This is a genomic window from Bacillus sp. 103mf (genome assembly GCF_900116295.1).
GTDB lineage: Bacteria > Bacillota > Bacilli > Bacillales > Bacillaceae_G > Bacillus_A > Bacillus_A bruguierae.
Genome location: NZ_FPAF01000005.1, coordinates 188066 through 204748 on the forward strand (window position 1 = coordinate 188066; position 16683 = coordinate 204748).

Here is a 16683-nt window from a genome sequence, read left to right on the forward strand (position 1 = left end):
CCATGTTACAGCTGCAAAATATTTCAGTTGATTACGTAACACCTCATATCGTGAAAGTGACATTAAATCGTGAAGGGCAAGCAAATGCTTTATCACTTGCTCTTTTAGAAGAACTACAAGAAACACTAAGTCGTATTAACGAAGAAAACGATGTCCGTGTCGTAATGATTACAGGGGCAGGGGTAAAAGCATTTTGTGCAGGGGCAGATTTAAAAGAACGTGCCAATATGAACGAAGAACAAGTGCGTGATGCAGTTGGAATGATTCGCTCTACTATGGATATGGTAGAAGAATTATCACAACCTGTTCTTGCAGTTATCAATGGAATTGCGCTTGGCGGCGGTACAGAATTAAGTCTTGCTTGTGATATTCGAATCGCTTCGGAAACAGCAAGTCTTGGTTTAACAGAAACTTCGCTTGCAATTATTCCAGGAGCTGGCGGGACGCAGCGTCTCCCGCGTTTAATTGGAATGGGACGCGCAAAAGAATTAATTTATACAGCAAGACGTATTTCGGCTGTAGAAGCAAAGGAATACGGACTTGTTGAATATGTTACTTCTGCTGAAGAATTAGAAGAAAAAGCAATTGAAATTGCCAAGCAAATTGCAGCGAACGGTCCAATTGCAGTTCGCCGTGCGAAAGAAGCAATTACAAATGGGATGCAAGTAGACTTGCAGACAGGTTTACAAATGGAAAAGCAAGCGTACGAAGGTGTTATTCATACGAAAGACCGCTTAGAAGGATTACAAGCATTTCGCGAAAAACGGAAGCCGATTTATAAGGGGGAATGAATATGCTAGATCAAAAACAACAATCTCGTACATTAGAAGAGCGTGTAGAAACGATAAAGCAAGGCGGTGCACCGAAATATCATGAGCAAAATACAGCAAAAGGAAAACTATTTGTTCGTGAGCGTCTTGCGCTTTTGTTTGATAACGGTGAGTACGTAGAAGATGCATTATTTGCAAACTGTGAACAAGAAGGACTGCCTGCGGATGGAGTTGTTACTGCAACTGGTAAAGTAAATGGACGCACTGTTTGTGTAATGGCAAATGATTCTACTGTAAAAGCAGGATCATGGGGGTCTCGTACAGTAGAAAAAATTTTACGTATTCAAGAAACAGCTGAAAAATTACGTGTACCACTTTTTTATCTTGTCGATTCCGCTGGCGCACGTATTACAGATCAAGTTGAAATGTTTCCAGGCAGACGCGGGGCAGGGCGCATTTTTTATAACCAAGTGAAATTATCAGGAAAGGTGCCGCAAATTTGTTTACTATTTGGTCCATCTGCTGCAGGCGGTGCATACATTCCTGCTTTCTGTGACGTTGTGATGATGGTCGAAGGAAATGCATCTATGTATCTTGGTTCGCCTCGTATGGCTGAAATGGTCATCGGTGAAAAAGTGACATTAGAAGAGATGGGCGGAGCACGTATGCACTGCTCTGTATCTGGATGTGGAGATGTACTTTGCAAAACAGAAGAAGATGCCATTTCAAAAGCACGTCAATATATTTCTTACTTTCCAAGCAACTATTTAGAAAAAGCTCCAATGACAGAACCTCAAGAACCGAAAGAATTCGAAAAAACATTAGAACAAATTATCCCAGAAAACCAAAATGCACCTTTTAATATGCACGATTTAATTAAACGTGTAATTGATGAAGACTCTTTCTTTGAAGTGAAAAAGTTATTTGCACAAGAACTTATTACTGGATTTGCACGTATTAATGGTATGCCAATTGGAATTATTGCGAATCAGCCTCGTATGAAAGGCGGCGTATTATTCCATGACTCTGCTGATAAAGCAGCGAAATTTATTACACTATGCGATGCTTACCACATTCCGCTTTTATTCTTAGCTGATGTACCAGGCTTTATGATTGGTACGAAGGTAGAGCGAGCTGGTATTATTCGTCACGGTGCGAAAATGATTTCCGCTATGAGCGAAGCAACTGTGCCGAAAATTTCTATCGTTGTAAGAAAAGCATACGGTGCTGGTTTATATGCGATGGCAGGCCCAGCATTTGAACCTGATTGCTGCCTTGCTCTTCCGACAGCTTCAATTGCGGTAATGGGACCAGAAGCAGCGGTAAACGCAGTGTATGCAAATAAAATTGCAGCGCTACCAGAAGAAGAGCGCCAGGGCTTTATCGCGCAAAAACGTGAAGAGTATAAGCAAGATATTGATATTTATCGTCTTGCATCAGAAATGGTTATTGATGGTATTGTTCATCCAAACCAATTACGCACTGAATTAAAGCAACGTTTTGATATGTATATGAGTAAATATCAAGTATTTACAGATCGTAAACATCCAGTTTATCCAGTATAAAAATGAAGTAACTACTCAGTCACTTTATGAAAAAAGGAAGAAAAGCATTTTTTTTAATGGTTGAGAGGGACTGGCTATGTATAGTAGCGGTCAGGGCCTCTTTCTGCCACGTGCGGTGCGAAAACAAAGAGAGAAAACAAGTGCAGGTCACTTTTGTTCTGCATAGCAGTGACTTATATGTTGAAACATCAAAATAGATTTATATATTAGTGAGAGCGCCCTGTTAAAGGGCTTTCCTTTTCAAAACAGAAGGAGGGACAAATAGTGAAGCAAGCAGTTTGGTTTCCGGCCGAGGAATATAAAGCAAACACACGCTTATATCAATGGATGCAATCGCTTGGTTATGATGATTATGAAACATTTTATGAAAAGTCTATTGAAGATCCAGCGTGGTTTTGGGAAGCAGCAGAGCGTGCTGTAGGTTATCAATGGATGCGACCATATACAGAAGTGTTAGACTTAGCAAATGGTATGCCATTTGCTAAGTGGTATGTCGATGGAACTTGCAATGTTGTAGAATCTGCACTATCTCGTTGGATTGCAGAAGATGATACGAAAACAAAGCAGGCGCTCATTTGGGAAGGTGAAAACGGTACATCAAAATCATTTACATATGAGGAACTAGACAATTGGGTAAGCCGCGTTGCGAATGGTTTAAAACATTTAGGAATTGAAAAAGGAGATCGTGTAACCATTTACATGCCAATGATTCCAGAAACAGTAGTTGCCATGTTAGCTGTTATGAAAATTGGCGCAATCATTTCTCCTATTTTCTCAGGATTTGCTTCAGATGCAGTGATGACGCGTGTACAAGCAGCAGGCTCTAAAATGATTATTACCGCAGATGGATTTGCGCGCCGCGGTAAAACAGTTTCTTTAAAAGAAGAAGTAGATAAAGCATGTGAGCATTGTCCAAGTGTTGAAAAAGTCGTAATTGTTCGTCATGCGGGGAATGAGTTTACACCGCAGGATTATGATATTTCATGGAGTGTTCTTGAAAAAGACAAACCATTTACACACGCAGAAGAAATGAAAAGCGACGACCCGCTTATGCTTATTTATACATCTGGTACAACAGGTAAGCCGAAAGGAACGGTGCATACGCATGCAGGATTTCCGTTAAAAGCAGCATTTGATGCTGGTTTTGGTATGAATGTCAAACAAGGCGACCGTGTGTTATGGATTACTGATATGGGCTGGATGATGGGGCCGTTTTTACTATTTGGTTCTCTTCTTAACGGTGCGACAATGGTTATATATGAAGGTGTTCCTGATTATCCAGAAACAGATCGTTTATGGGAAATGGTTGATCGTTATGAAGTAACGCACCTTGGTATTTCACCAACGTTAATTCGTTCATTAATGGCAAAAGGCGATTCATGGGTGAAGAAGCATTCCTTGCATAGTTTGGAAGTAATCGGTTCAACAGGTGAGCCATGGAATCCAGATCCATGGATGTGGCTCTTTGAAACAGTTTGCAAAGGAAGGGTCCCAATTTGTAACTACTCTGGTGGTACTGAAATTTCTGGTGGTATTTTTGGAAATGTCCTCATTAAACCAATCGCGCCAATTAGTTTTAATGCATCGCTACCAGGAATGGCCGCTGTTGTATTAGATGAAAACGGTGTACCAGTTCAAAATGAGGTCGGAGAATTATGTCTAGAAAAGCCATGGGTCGGTATGACGAAGAGCTTCTGGGAAGAAGACGATCGGTATGTAAATACATACTGGTCTCGTTTTGAAAACAAATGGGTGCACGGTGACTGGGTGTTATATGATGGAGAACAATATATCATCACAGGTCGTTCTGATGATACGTTAAATATTGCTGGAAAACGCATTGGACCTGCGGAGTATGAATCCATTCTTGTAAAACACCATGATGTCATCGAAGCTGGGGCAATTGGAGTTCCAGATGAAGTGAAAGGCGAAGTGTGTCATTGTTTTGTTGTGTTACGTGAGGGTACTGTGTTTACACCAGAACTGAAAAAAGAGTTATTAAGTCTAGTAAACTCTCATATTGGGAAAGCATTGTGCCCGAAAGATATTCATGCTGTCGAAGATCTGCCGAAAACACGTAACTCAAAAGTGATGCGCCGCGTTATAAAAGCTGCGTATTTAGGAAAAGAACTTGGAGATTTATCTTCACTTGTGAATCCTGAGGTTGTGGCATATATTCAAGGGATACAGTCTCAGAAACAACGGTGATTTTTAAAAGCAAACTCCTTCATATAGGGAGTTTGCTTTTTAGTTTGTGGTGATGAGTACTTTACTCAATATGAAATAACAAGAATATTTGAGAGAATGGAAGTCAATATTATAATTGTTAGACGAAAAAGGAGGTTATAATGATGAATAAACAACGTGCACAAGAGATTGCCGCTTCACCAGTTATGGCTAATGTAACCTACAACGGGGTTCAAATTTACATTCAAAATGTAGATGAAAATAATGAAACAGCTAGAATTTTCCCTTTAAGCGAACCAAATGATGAACAAGAGGTTCCTGTATCCAGCTTAATAGAGCATTAATTGCTTACATGTTTTCTTAATAAAGTGAAACTTCCATCAGGGGGTTATTTTCATTCCTCACTGATGGTTAGTTGAACCAATCAGGCTTTTACGGGCAGTTATCCTCCACGTATCTTCCTCATTTCTCTTTGCATCGCCCATTAATGCAGGATAAAAACAGCTGCCGGAAAAATCTCGATAGCTGTAGCTTTAGAATATATTTTGCTCATTTATAGAAAAGATCGAGCGAAATCCAATATTGATTATGCAGGATTTCGCTCTTTTTATTGTTACAAGGTTGGGGGTAGTATAGTTTATATGGGCACAACTTAGTTCAATACTTACAATGTAAGTATCTGTATGATAACGATTGTATGGATGCTGGTTTGAAAGAAAGTTGTACCGTTTTGAAATGATCAAGACCTAAAAGTTAAATCGTTTATAAAAAAGATGAACCCAACCAAATACCTTATCTTAATAATGGAGAGATTTTTGTTTTTCTTAATTGTACTAACGGATTAGTTTAGTAAGTAAGGGTGAAATTTCCAACAATCTTTTCTGTATGGTTTTACATATTTGGTGATTCAGGAAAGTTTCTGCAACATTTAAGTTCCTGTAATTATTTTTCGTTTTCAGATAGAAAACTTTTACCTACAAATTTGGAGGTGTAAAACATCAATTTTAGGTAGGAGATGAATTATGTGTTAGGCGTGAGCATCAGATAATTGGTATAATATAGTAATATAAGTAGAAGGGAGAGGACAACTGATATCAGTAAATCAGGCATATAAATTCCATATACATCAAAATAAGTATTAAAAATTAAAGGAATTAGTTACAGTTGCGTTGTATTCAATTTTTTCCTTCATAGTTGGATTGATATATACATAAGGAGATATACAATGTTTTTTTATTGTCTGTATATAAATATTTTTATAGGTAATAAAGGTGTTATTTTTATAATATCGCCTTAAAATAATCAAAGCAGACCATTCAAAGAAAGGGATGAAGATATGAATATTGGTGAACGTATTCGACAAATACGTATACATAAAAAATTCACACAAGGAGAACTAGTATCCGGAATCTGTTCTATAACTTATTTAAGTAGAATTGAAAATGGACAAATTAAACCTTCAGCTTCTTTTTTAGAAAAGGTCGCTGAAAAGCTAGATGTTGATTATAATTTTCTTATCGATGCAGATTATGAGGATATAGAACCTAAGCTTCTTGAAATATGTAATAAATATAAACAAGAAAATATTATATCTGAAAAGGATTTATCATTATTAGAGCTTTATGTCCACGAAACAAGCTCAACTCTCCTACTACTTAAGGGTTACGGTGTTTTAATATACTATCATTCCCGAGGTAATAACTTAACATATATAGAACCTATTGTGGATCAGGCTTCACAATTAATTCCCAATCGAGTCGAAGCTCAAAATAATGAGGATTTCATATACTACTTAATGGCCCGTGGTCTTTATTACTGTAGCAAACAAGACAATATTACAGCCCATGAAATTTATGTTCAAGTAGAGAGTTTACTCGGTGTAGAAGAACATTTACATCACGCTAATGTATGTTATAACCTAAGTGTAATAAAGCAACGTCTTTATAAAGATCCAAGTATTTGTCGCCTGTATTCTCAAAAAGCTTACACATTGTATAAAAAATTAAATCTAGAAGATCAAGCAATAGATGCTCTGATAATTCTTGCACTACAATATAATTTAGATAAGCTATATGATAAAGCATTTGAATCCTTAAAACAGGCAGAACTTGGAGCGAAAGTTATTAGTAATTCTATGTATTTGCCTATAATTTCATATAATTATGCGAAAATATATCAAGGCTTAAAAGACTATACCAATGCCATTAAATATTATGAAGAGAGCTTACAATTTAGCGAATTTCTTCCTAACGAAGCAGACAAAGTGTATACATTACGTAGCTTAATAGAAATTTACATAGAACTTAAAGACTGGGAAAACGTTAATAGACTTATGGATGACGCATTTGAAATTTTAGCAATTTACGATGTTCCTTACGCACATGTTCAGTTATATGGTTTTAAAGCCGCCATATTCAAATTACGTGGTGATTATTATGGATATGAGAAAGAGATGCATAAAGCAATTGAAATGGGCCTAGAAAAAAAACAATACCCTTTAGTTCGTGAACTCGCTACTGAACTAGGAAACCATTTTTATGATAATCGTTCTTATAAAATGTCAGCAAAATATCTTAAAATATCAAGCCAACTCCCTCCCATTTAAACGTAGCTTTAAGTGGGATTTCTTATGTATTCGTCCACGGCAGAACTCTTCCATACAAATGTATTACTTTCTTCAAATATACAGATTAAGTATTTCCTGATATTTTGAAATAAGTAAAATATTAAGGTTAAAACCAGTGATAATTCGCCAAAATTTTAATGGAATTTTACTAATTGTTATTAACATAAATGAACACGTATATTTTAAGTACAGAAAGTCAAACAGCAAGGAGGTGGTTATTCTGATGCTAGAGACAAAACGTTCTACAAATATGATAGACAATATAAATTATCATTTGAATCAAAGTAAAGGCAATAATCAATATTCAAAAATCCTTTCAAATGAACGTGAAGTATTGCCATATCATGTTTATAAACAACCATTGCGTAAACATGCATCACAAAAAGAAATGATTAGTCTAGTGAAACCATTTATTCATATTAATACGTTAGCTCAAATTCTATATGAAGCATTTTACGATCAAACATTTACAACTTTAGTGCCTATTCTATTTGTTTTTCAACCAAATATAGTAACTGGTATATCTACACCAGGTGCTTATTCAATTGATTTTTATCATGATTATTTTGTTCATTTAAAGGATATCAATATTCAAGAATTACAGGCGAGAATAGGCGAACAAAAAGGGCTAGTAGCTATCGAATATATGATAAACCAAAATGAAAGTATCCAGCATTCAAAAGAATTTATGTATCAAAGGTTAAAAGAACAAACTACAGAATGTATGTTAGCCTTACAAAAGAAATTGTATTTACACGGAGAGTTAGAAGAACAAATTCAGCTGTCATTTGATTTCAAAAAAATAAGGATGCCTTTAATTGTCTTGCAATGGATTAAACAGACAGTATTACATTAAAGGAATAATAATGCAGCATACTTTACCTAATAAATAAGAAAGAGGGATAAATATGGATACGAAAAGAAACAAAACGAGAAATAAGCAAAAAGTAGTAAGATATACAGGTGGAATTGCTATACTTATAATATTGATATCCTTTATATATCAATGGAAAAACAGTTTAGAGGTTGATACTACTGAAAACTTGAGTCTTGCACTAATTGTTGCTATTTTCCTTTCTACTTTTATTCCTGAAAGAAAAAGCAGTAGTAAATAATTTAATAAGCATTTGAGAGCTGGTATGATTTTAATTACAGCACGTTATTTAAAATCATTGAGAAAAACAGTATAAAAAGAGTCCATCTAGTATGATGGACTCTTTTTATGCTGTTTATCTGGAGTTTTTTTAGTGATAAGGATAATCATTTTAAGGTCAATGTGATATATAGAATTGAATTGTAAGCGATTAATATCTCTTGTTGCGAGCATGTCATAAGAGGAATTAGATTATAAGAGGCTAAACTAGAAATAGCCAGATTTGGCGGACTTTCCATCCAAGGGGGATGAAAAAAACACGGATCGAAGTTTCACTTTATTGTAAGTTAATAATCGAATCATCTCATCGTCTTTGAAAGGAGAAGTAATATATACACAGTAGCAAACCTATCACTATTTCAATACATTGAAGGATGGTATAATCGTAGAAGAGTGCATGACGGCATTGATTATGAAACTTCTCAAGCAATAATGAACTTGGTTAAAGAAGAAGCTTAGTTTTACTTATTTGTGTTCACTAAATCCGGTTATATTCTGAAGGAGAGAAATTTATGAACGTGATGGAAAAAGGCAGTAATGCATTAAATGAAAACAAAGATAATATAGTTACGTTATATATTACTAGACACGGTAAAACCATGTTAAATGCTAGTGAGCGTGTGCAAGGTTGGGCGGATTCTCCATTAGTAGAAACGGGTGTTGAAGTAGCTAAAAATCTAGGAAATGGCTTAAAAGATATTCATTTTGTTGCTGCTTACAGTAGTGATAGTGGTCGCGCCATTGAAACTGCTAACTTAGTATTAAAATATAGTGAGCAATCAAAGTTAAAACTTGTACAAAGGAAAGACATACGTGAATTAAATTTCGGAATTTTTGAAGGCGATAAGAATGAAAATATGCAAAAAATGATCGGGGTTGTTGCTGGCGTGAAATCAGCAAAGGAATTCATGAAGTTATCTATTGAAGAAATTGTGAATTTCATTGCAGTGGCAGACGATACAAAGCAAGCTGAGGATTGGAAAACCTTTTCTACCCGTATAAAAAGAGAACTTGATAAAATTAGTGAAGAGACTGCCAAAAATGGGGGAGGTAACGTTTTAATCGTATCTCATGGAATTGCAATCACAGCATTAGTAGACATGATTGATAATAGTAAAATAAAACTTGGACTAGAAAATGCAAGTGTAACTAAAATTCACTATAAAGATGGAGAGTATAAAATCGAATCTGTTGGTGATATGAGTTATGTTGAAAAAGGTAAAGAAAGTGTAATAGTATAAAGGATATATAAAGTAATAGAATGAGAAAAAGGCGGATTTCTTACGAGGATAAGGATCCGCCTTTTTTCTTGTGTGAATTTTGTCGAATAAAGAAGGGAAAATAGCCTTTGAAAAGGAAATAAATAGAAGATGTATAACGAATTAATGAAAGTAGGACGAATCAATGAAAGAAAAAATCGGAGCCGGAAATACGGCAGAGATTTATTTATGGAACGACAAAGAAATTGTAAAACTATTTCATGATAGTATTCATGAATCACTTATTGAAAGAGAATTTCTTGCAAGTCAAGAAATTCAAAATCTTGGATTACCAGTTCCTAAAGTAGGGGGTAAGATATCTTATCAAAATAGAACGGGTATTATTTATGAAAAAATTGATGGTGTAACTTTAACTGAGCTACTAGCAAAAGATCCATTGCATGTAGGGAAAGAAGCAAAAAGATTTGCTGAATTGCATTTTCAAATTCATAGCCGGAAATCTAGTGCATTTTCGGATATATGTGAAACTTTAATTTCGCATGTAAATTTTTGTAGTCGATTTACATCTGAGCAAAAAGAAAAGATCGCAACCTATATCGCAACATTACCGACGGATCAAGCAGTGTGCCATATGGATTTTCATCCTGATAATATTTTAATCTCAGAGCAGGGACCGATTGTTATCGATTGGATGACAGCAGGCTTTGGGAATCCATTTGCCGATGTAGCACGTACAGTTATTATATTAAAACATGCCCATCTACCGGCAAGTATACCAGAATCAGTGAAACAAGGTATTATGAAGCTGCGCCATGCATTTTGTGAGGCGTACGTAAACGAGTATTTAACTTTATCAAAAGGTACGTGGAAAGACATAGAATCATGGTTTTTACCGATTATGGCAGCAAGATTAATAGAAGGCATACCTGAAGGTGAGAAAGACGATTTGTATAAGCAAGTCATTTCTTTTCTCTAAAAAATTTATCCCGCTATTCGTGGGCAGTAATACTCCCACCTCAAAATTCAGCGAAAGCATTGTCCAGCTCTAGCGGCTAGAATCTCCGGTCGTTTCGCCCCCTCGGACGAGGAAAAAAGCGCCTCTCTGTCAGAGGCGTGGGCGTCCTGCGATTCTGGGCGAGCCGCTTCCGCTTTTCTAAAGAAGTTAGGTGGGAGATAAACTGCCCGTAAAAGCCCGATTGGTGAGGGCTGATAATCAGTGGGGGATGAAGAAAACCCCCACTGATTAAAGTTTCACTTTATGAAGGAGGACATAATCTGATATGTGGCAAACATTATCTGAACCATGGAAAGAATGTTTTAATCAAGCATGGTTATCGTATTGTAACAATTCATTTCCAATTGGTGCCGTTATTGTAGATGGAAGTGGGAATATTATTTCAAAAGGTAGAAATACAGTGTACGAGACGGAAGCGGTGCCAAATGAAATATGTAATAACAAAATTGCTCACGCAGAGATTAATGCAATATTAAAAATAAATAATTTAGAAACAAACGCAACGCGCAAGGAATATGAACTGTATTCTACAATGGAACCGTGCCCTTTATGTTTTGGTGCTATTGTTATGTCCGGGATTAGAAATATTTATTATGCAGCAAGAGATAAGGTGGTCGGAGCAACCAATTTGAAAGATGGAAATGCTTATTTACAAGGGAAAAATATAAAGGTTTTAGGTCCGTCCAAAGAACTTGAAATCGTACAATTTGTTCTGAAAACAGATTTTGTATTGCGGAGAGGACATGCTGTAGACCGATTACTACAAACGTGGGAGCAAGATTGTCCGATTGGAATTGCGATAGGTCGAAAATGGTATGAGTCAAATAAACTAGTACAAGCGAAACAAGAAAAGAAAGATATTTCAATTATTTTGGATGAAATTATAAGTGAAGTAGAAGTTTTTAAGAAAGAGGTGGAAGAAACGAGTGGATGTAAATTTTGAAGAAAGAAAATATACTTTTGATGATATTGCCGAAGAATACGAGAAAATAAGACCTACATATCCAAAGGAGCTTTTTCAAGATTTGTTTACGTATGCAAATATTGAGAAGGAAGATCGAATTCTGGAAATTGGTTGTGGTACGGGTAAAGCAACGGAAGGACTTGTTGAATTAGGATATAAGCAGATTGATTGTATTGAGCTAGGAGAACGATTAGCTCAATTTACAGCTTCTAAATTTCAAAATGAGAATGGTATACATGTGTATCAAGGAGATTTTGAAAATTGGAATCAGCAGGACGGATTATACGCACTTGCTGTCTCAGCAACAGCGTTTCATTTTATTAATCCTGAAATTGGCTATCTGAAAGTAGCCAATTTGCTGCGCGAACATGGGACAATGGCTTTCTTTTGGACATATCACATACAACCTGATACAGATGTTTTTCGAGAGATTGAAGATTGCTATGAAAAGTATGCACCGCATTTACATCCTAACAAGTTACCAACGCCAGAAGAGCTAATTGAAGAACGAACAAATCTGACAATACAGCATAATTTGTTTCAAAATTTAGTTGTAAAAACCTATCAATGGACTGATACATATACAAGTGATGATTATATTGCGTTATTACATACTCAATCTGCCCATCGTTTGCTTTCACAAGAGGTAAAAGAAAAATTGTTTTATAGTATTCATAGCGTAATTGAAAAACATGGTGGGAAAATTGAAAAACCACAGTTTGTTGCGTTGTATTTAGCAAGAAAAAATTGGTAAGGGATTTCTTAAAATACATTTTTCAGCAACGAATCTACATAAGGGAGGAAATATTTGATGAGTCATTTTGAATGCAAAATGTTAACAATGTGTATGGTGCAAGATGGAGATAAAGTTTTACTTATAAATCGACCAGATCGTTTAGGTTTTCCAGGATACATTGCTCCTGGTGGAAAAGTCGATTTTCCAGAAAGTATTGTAGACGGAGCAATCCGAGAAGTGCGTGAAGAAACAGGTTTAATCGTAAAAGACATTATCTTTAAAGGAATTACCGAGTTTTGTGAGCCAAACACAAAGTTACGATACATGGTGTTTAATTATTTGGCAACATCTTTTGAAGGAAAGCTACTTGAAGAGCCGCCTGAAGGAGAATTAGTATGGGTGGATAGAAAAGATGCGCTACATTTACCGATGCAAGATTGGTTTAGAACAAGGTTTCCGCTATTCTTTGAACCGGGAACATTTGAGTGGCATTCCGTATGGGACAAAGAGCGTGATGTTGTTTTACATAGGGTGGAAAAACATTATAAACAATCGCTACTGCATGAAGTGTAATTCTTAATGAAAACTCCCTATTTTAAGCGTCTCTCTAAGATGGGGGATAGCCTATTTGTGAATATTGGAAATCAACTTATTATATAATTGACTGAATGGATCAATCAAAAAAGGGGTCAGCCCCGCAGCTTAAAAGCTGTGAGGATTGACCCAAAAGTTTCTTCATTTCTTATAGATTATAGATCATAGATCCGGGTTGAAGACGTCTTTTGATTTTTTTGAAATATCCGTAATTAATTCATTTCTTAATTGTTTTGCTTTTGTAAATGCATCTGTAGCCGTGTCATTACTATATTTATTTAAATACTTAATTGCTTTTTGTTTGTCTTCCTTATAAAGCTCTGTAGCCTTTTTTTCAACCGAACTTTGTTTTGCAAATAACTGATCCTCGTATTTACCCCAATAGTTTTTCAATCCTACTCCAAGTGTGTCTGGGTTTGTTGCAGCTAAAGCAGCTGGTGCACGGAAAGCCCAGTAAGCTGATTGATCATCATATTTGTCATTACCAAGTTTAAAAGCAGTTGGGGTGTCATATGTTCCTTGATAGAATGGTAAATAAACACTATATTCCGGGTTTGCTAGGCTAAGCCACATAACATTGGCAATATCAGCAGGCATATTAGATCTTAGTTGAATAACATGGGATTCCACTGTACGATCTATACCAACAGCACGCTCATCTTTACCTGTACTTGTAGAAGGATCATATGGAGTACCTTCATAATGAGAGCCCAAGAATTTCATCACTTGTTTTGGCGTAATTTTCTGATCCGGAATCATAAATAATGGATAACGTGTTAATTCAGCATCTTGGTTTATGGATGGAGTAAATGTCTTTTGTCCCCACCATTCTCTACGTGTATTATATTTTTGACTAACATCACCGTAAGTTCCAGCAAAATCAAATTTTTGATTATTATCTTTGTCATTGTTTTGTATTAAGCCTTTTTCAACTGCATGAGAAATTAATGTTTTAGAGCCCATGAAGTTTTTCGTGTCGGAAAGATTCACATTATCGATTCTTAATCCATTTGCAACAATTAAATAAGCATTATCAGGTACTCTTTCTGCTACCCATTGATGTCCTGTTCCAACCTCAAAGTACCAAATTTCATTCTTATCTGCGATCGCAACGCCATTTGCTTCAGCAGAACCATACTTTTCAATGTACTGTCCTAGTAATTCAGCACCTTCACGGGCTGTTTTAACACGTGGTAAAATCAAGGTTGGAATAATCGATTCGCTAACACCTTTTTTCACAAATGGGTCAGATGCTTCTGCTTTTTTATTTGCATAAGCACTATTTGTAGCAGAAATAGCTACTCCGTATTCATTTATCCCTGCTTCTTCAAAAGGCCCTTTTGAAGGATCCCAGTCTGGTATTGCAATATACTTATAGGATACCTTTGGTTGATCTACTGTTAGTCCAGTTTCAAATTTTAGCTTTTCCCCTGATTTATGTGTTTTACGAGGGAATACCTTGACGTGTTTCGACCACGCACTAGATACGTCCTCATTTCGTGCAACCATGACCGAATCATCTGCGGTTGCTTTTTTTCCTGCAAAAACCGATGTACAAGCGCTTGCAGGAATAGCAAATCCTCCAACTATTAAGGTAGTAATGGCTGCTGCTACACCTGCTTTTTTGATACCATGTAACTTCATTTTGCCTTCCTCCTCTAACATTTCTGGATTTATTTCATCATTATTCTAACATAATATAATAATTTTGTGAGCGCTTTCACATATTGTTCATATAGAAAAAAATTAGTCCAAAATCATTTATTCAGAGGAATGGATTATCCTATTACATCCCTCGCTTTTCTCCTGTTTCCTTCATAAAAAAGACCGAAGAATTACCAGGCATCTATCCTGATTTTCCTTCGATCTGGTTTAAACTTTTTTATCAAGAAGCGAATCGATTATCTTAAATAAGAGCATGTTTTGATCAATCTTTTTTCAAAACATGCTCTTTATATTTGTCTCTATATCATGGTTATTAGTAGTAATTTAATCAAACTTTATTTCAAGGCAACAACTAGGTCCATCAAAGTTGAATCTTGGCGTACACTTAAAGGGGTAAGCCGATGCTTACCTCTTTTTTAAGTGTTCATTTGTTGGTAAAAGTTTATATATTTCATCAGCTCTGCGATTCCTTTAAATTGAAGCAATAGTTGATCATTTAGATTTTCCAAAGCTAGCTGAAAGGAACATTCGATTTTATTATAGTTTTGTGTGTTTAATTCATTTAAAAGCTTCTTCATATTTTCAACATAATAAACGGTTTTTCTCAAACTGCTGATGACCAGTATCTTACGTAGTTCTGTTATTGTAAACATTCTATAGCCGTTTTCTTTATTTCTTTCCGAATGGACTAACCCTTCATATTCCCAATAGCGAATAGCCGAAGCATTTACGCTTGCTATTTCTGCAGCCTCTCCAATACTCATGTATTCTCTTAATTTTCTATTTTTATATTTCGTAAAATTAGCATTTTGAATCATTGTCAGTATTTCTTCCACCCTTTGTTTCTCCAGCTGTATATGAAATTGTTGTTCATTTACTAACCAAAGAGCTTGTTCAAAGCTTTCGTTTTTAGTCATTCTCATGACTTCATAGACAATGGGTGTCTCATACCCTTTTAATAAAGTCCTAATGGTAGTAAATGCTTGAAAGTGTATAGATGTATAGAATCGATGATTATTTTTCGTTCTTGGTACATCAGGAATGAGATTTTGTTCTTCGTATCTTCTCAAGGTTGTGGTACTAACATTTAAGGAATTTGCAATTTGTTTAGGGGTATATCTCTCCATTTTCAACTCCTTATTTAAAGTAAAACTTTCAAGTGCTACAATAACATATTTTTAATGAATTTCTAATATATCAAGAAAAAATAGCGCCAATCCGAAAGATTGCATGAATGTTATATGATATGAGTATAAACAATTTAGGAGTGATACAAATGGAGAAATTCATAAAACTTATGGATCAATCAGAATTAAAAGTTGGCTTAGTTGGTAATCCAAATTTTAAAACAATCATGCTGCCAGTAGCTAAAGAATCCGTTTTTGGCGAAGAAGCTGAAAATTTAAAGGTGTGGGGAGTAGACCCTGAATTTGGAAAACACTTTGTCGAGGGATTGCAAGATAAGTTTCAGGTTTTATATTTTGATTATGAAGGACATCGTTTGAAACATCCGAATCCAAAGAATTTAACATCTGAAAATATAGTAAAAGATCTATTATTAATTGCTGACGAGATGAACGTTAAGGGATTTACTTATTATGGATATTCTTGGTTAGCTTTAGTTGGACTACAATTAGCAATTAGGACAAATAGATTAGAAAGCTTAATAATGGGTGGTTTTCCGCCAATGGATGGGCCATACAAGGAAATGTTAATTGTAACTAACAGAACATACGAACAGGCATTGAATAATCAAACTTCTCCTGTCTTTAATGAGCAAGATAAGACTAAAAGTCCAGAAAAGATTGATTGGGATAACATAAAGGTGAAAATTAACACGAATCAAACTAAACAGTTTGTAACGTTATATGAGAATTTAAAGGAATTTGATGATCGAGAAATTCAACACAAACTAGCTATTCCAAGGCTAGCGTTTGCTGGTGAAAAAGACACTATTATTTATGGAGAAAACTTTGGAAGTGTAACAGTTGATATTGTTGGTACAATACAAAAAAATAAACAAGTGCTCGAACACTTAGGATGGGATGTAGAAATACTGGAAGGAGACGGCATGAATCATACCAAAGCCATGCAACCTGTAACGGTTCTGTCATTAATACAACCTTGGTTGGTCAAAAATTCTAATAGGGGATAGCGCGCACATGCCTATCAAGTTAAGAAATTCGTT

At 35.6% G+C, this 16683-nt stretch carries 15 protein-coding genes; 13 read left to right on the forward strand and 2 right to left on the reverse strand.

Annotated elements, in window-relative coordinates:
* Positions 1-2: 2 nt before the first annotated feature.
* The 12 genes from BM350_RS14735 to BM350_RS14790 all read left to right on the forward strand — a co-directional run bounded on the left by BM350_RS14735 (position 3) and on the right by BM350_RS14790 (position 12809).
* Positions 3-791, forward strand: a complete 789-nt coding sequence (locus BM350_RS14735) for an enoyl-CoA hydratase (protein ID WP_090911422.1) — start codon at positions 3-5, stop codon at positions 789-791.
* Between the two features lie 2 nt (positions 792-793).
* Positions 794-2335 carry an acyl-CoA carboxylase subunit beta gene (locus BM350_RS14740; RefSeq protein WP_090911420.1) on the forward strand — a complete coding sequence of 514 codons (1542 nt, stop codon included), beginning with the start codon at positions 794-796 and terminating at the stop codon, positions 2333-2335.
* A gap of 264 nt (positions 2336-2599) precedes the next feature.
* Positions 2600-4543 carry an AMP-binding protein gene (locus BM350_RS14745; RefSeq protein ID WP_090911418.1) on the forward strand — a complete coding sequence of 648 codons (1944 nt, stop codon included), beginning with the start codon at positions 2600-2602 and terminating at the stop codon, positions 4541-4543.
* Positions 4544-4686: 143 nt separating this feature from the next.
* Positions 4687-4866, forward strand: coding sequence for a small acid-soluble spore protein H (locus BM350_RS14750; protein WP_090911416.1), 180 nt, complete (start codon positions 4687-4689; stop codon positions 4864-4866).
* A 992-nt stretch (positions 4867-5858) separates the two neighbouring features.
* Positions 5859-7127 carry a helix-turn-helix domain-containing protein gene (locus BM350_RS14755; RefSeq protein WP_090911414.1) on the forward strand — a complete coding sequence of 423 codons (1269 nt, stop codon included), beginning with the start codon at positions 5859-5861 and terminating at the stop codon, positions 7125-7127.
* 244 nt (positions 7128-7371) lie between these two features.
* The gene (locus BM350_RS14760) at positions 7372-8004 is read left to right on the forward strand and encodes a hypothetical protein (RefSeq protein ID WP_090911412.1); all 633 of its coding nucleotides are present in this window, start codon (positions 7372-7374) and stop codon (positions 8002-8004) included.
* Positions 8005-8056: 52 nt separating this feature from the next.
* Entirely contained in the window at positions 8057-8263 is a 207-nt protein-coding gene (locus BM350_RS14765; protein ID WP_090911410.1) for a hypothetical protein, read from the forward strand.
* 559 nt (positions 8264-8822) lie between these two features.
* Positions 8823-9542 carry a histidine phosphatase family protein gene (locus BM350_RS14770; protein WP_244548013.1) on the forward strand — a complete coding sequence of 240 codons (720 nt, stop codon included), beginning with the start codon at positions 8823-8825 and terminating at the stop codon, positions 9540-9542.
* A gap of 163 nt (positions 9543-9705) precedes the next feature.
* Positions 9706-10497, forward strand: a complete 792-nt coding sequence (locus tag BM350_RS14775; protein ID WP_090911406.1) for a phosphotransferase family protein — start codon at positions 9706-9708, stop codon at positions 10495-10497.
* Positions 10498-10801: 304 nt separating this feature from the next.
* Positions 10802-11479 (forward strand): nucleoside deaminase, encoded by a 678-nt coding sequence (locus tag BM350_RS14780; RefSeq protein ID WP_090911404.1) that lies wholly within the window; start codon positions 10802-10804, stop codon positions 11477-11479.
* Positions 11463-12254, forward strand: coding sequence for a class I SAM-dependent DNA methyltransferase (locus BM350_RS14785; protein WP_090911402.1), 792 nt, complete (start codon positions 11463-11465; stop codon positions 12252-12254). Before BM350_RS14780 ends, BM350_RS14785 begins: the two co-directional genes overlap by 17 nt.
* 57 nt (positions 12255-12311) lie before the next feature.
* Positions 12312-12809: an 8-oxo-dGTP diphosphatase gene (locus tag BM350_RS14790; RefSeq protein WP_090911400.1), complete on the forward strand. Its 498-nt coding sequence runs from the start codon at positions 12312-12314 to the stop codon at positions 12807-12809.
* A 183-nt stretch (positions 12810-12992) separates the two neighbouring features.
* On the opposite strand, the gene BM350_RS14795 is transcribed toward BM350_RS14790, so the two are convergent.
* Both BM350_RS14795 and BM350_RS14800 read right to left on the reverse strand, forming a co-directional pair.
* Positions 12993-14474, reverse strand: coding sequence for a C69 family dipeptidase (locus BM350_RS14795; protein ID WP_170857716.1), 1482 nt, complete (start codon positions 14472-14474; stop codon positions 12993-12995).
* 437 nt (positions 14475-14911) lie between these two features.
* Complete coding sequence (locus tag BM350_RS14800; RefSeq protein ID WP_090911396.1) at positions 14912-15622, reverse strand: MerR family transcriptional regulator; 711 nt, start codon at positions 15620-15622, stop codon at positions 14912-14914.
* A 149-nt stretch (positions 15623-15771) separates the two neighbouring features.
* Here BM350_RS14800 and BM350_RS14805 point away from each other — a divergent pair, with 149 nt between their 5' ends.
* The gene (locus BM350_RS14805; protein ID WP_090911394.1) at positions 15772-16650 is read left to right on the forward strand and encodes an alpha/beta fold hydrolase; all 879 of its coding nucleotides are present in this window, start codon (positions 15772-15774) and stop codon (positions 16648-16650) included.
* Positions 16651-16683: the final 33 nt, after the last annotated feature.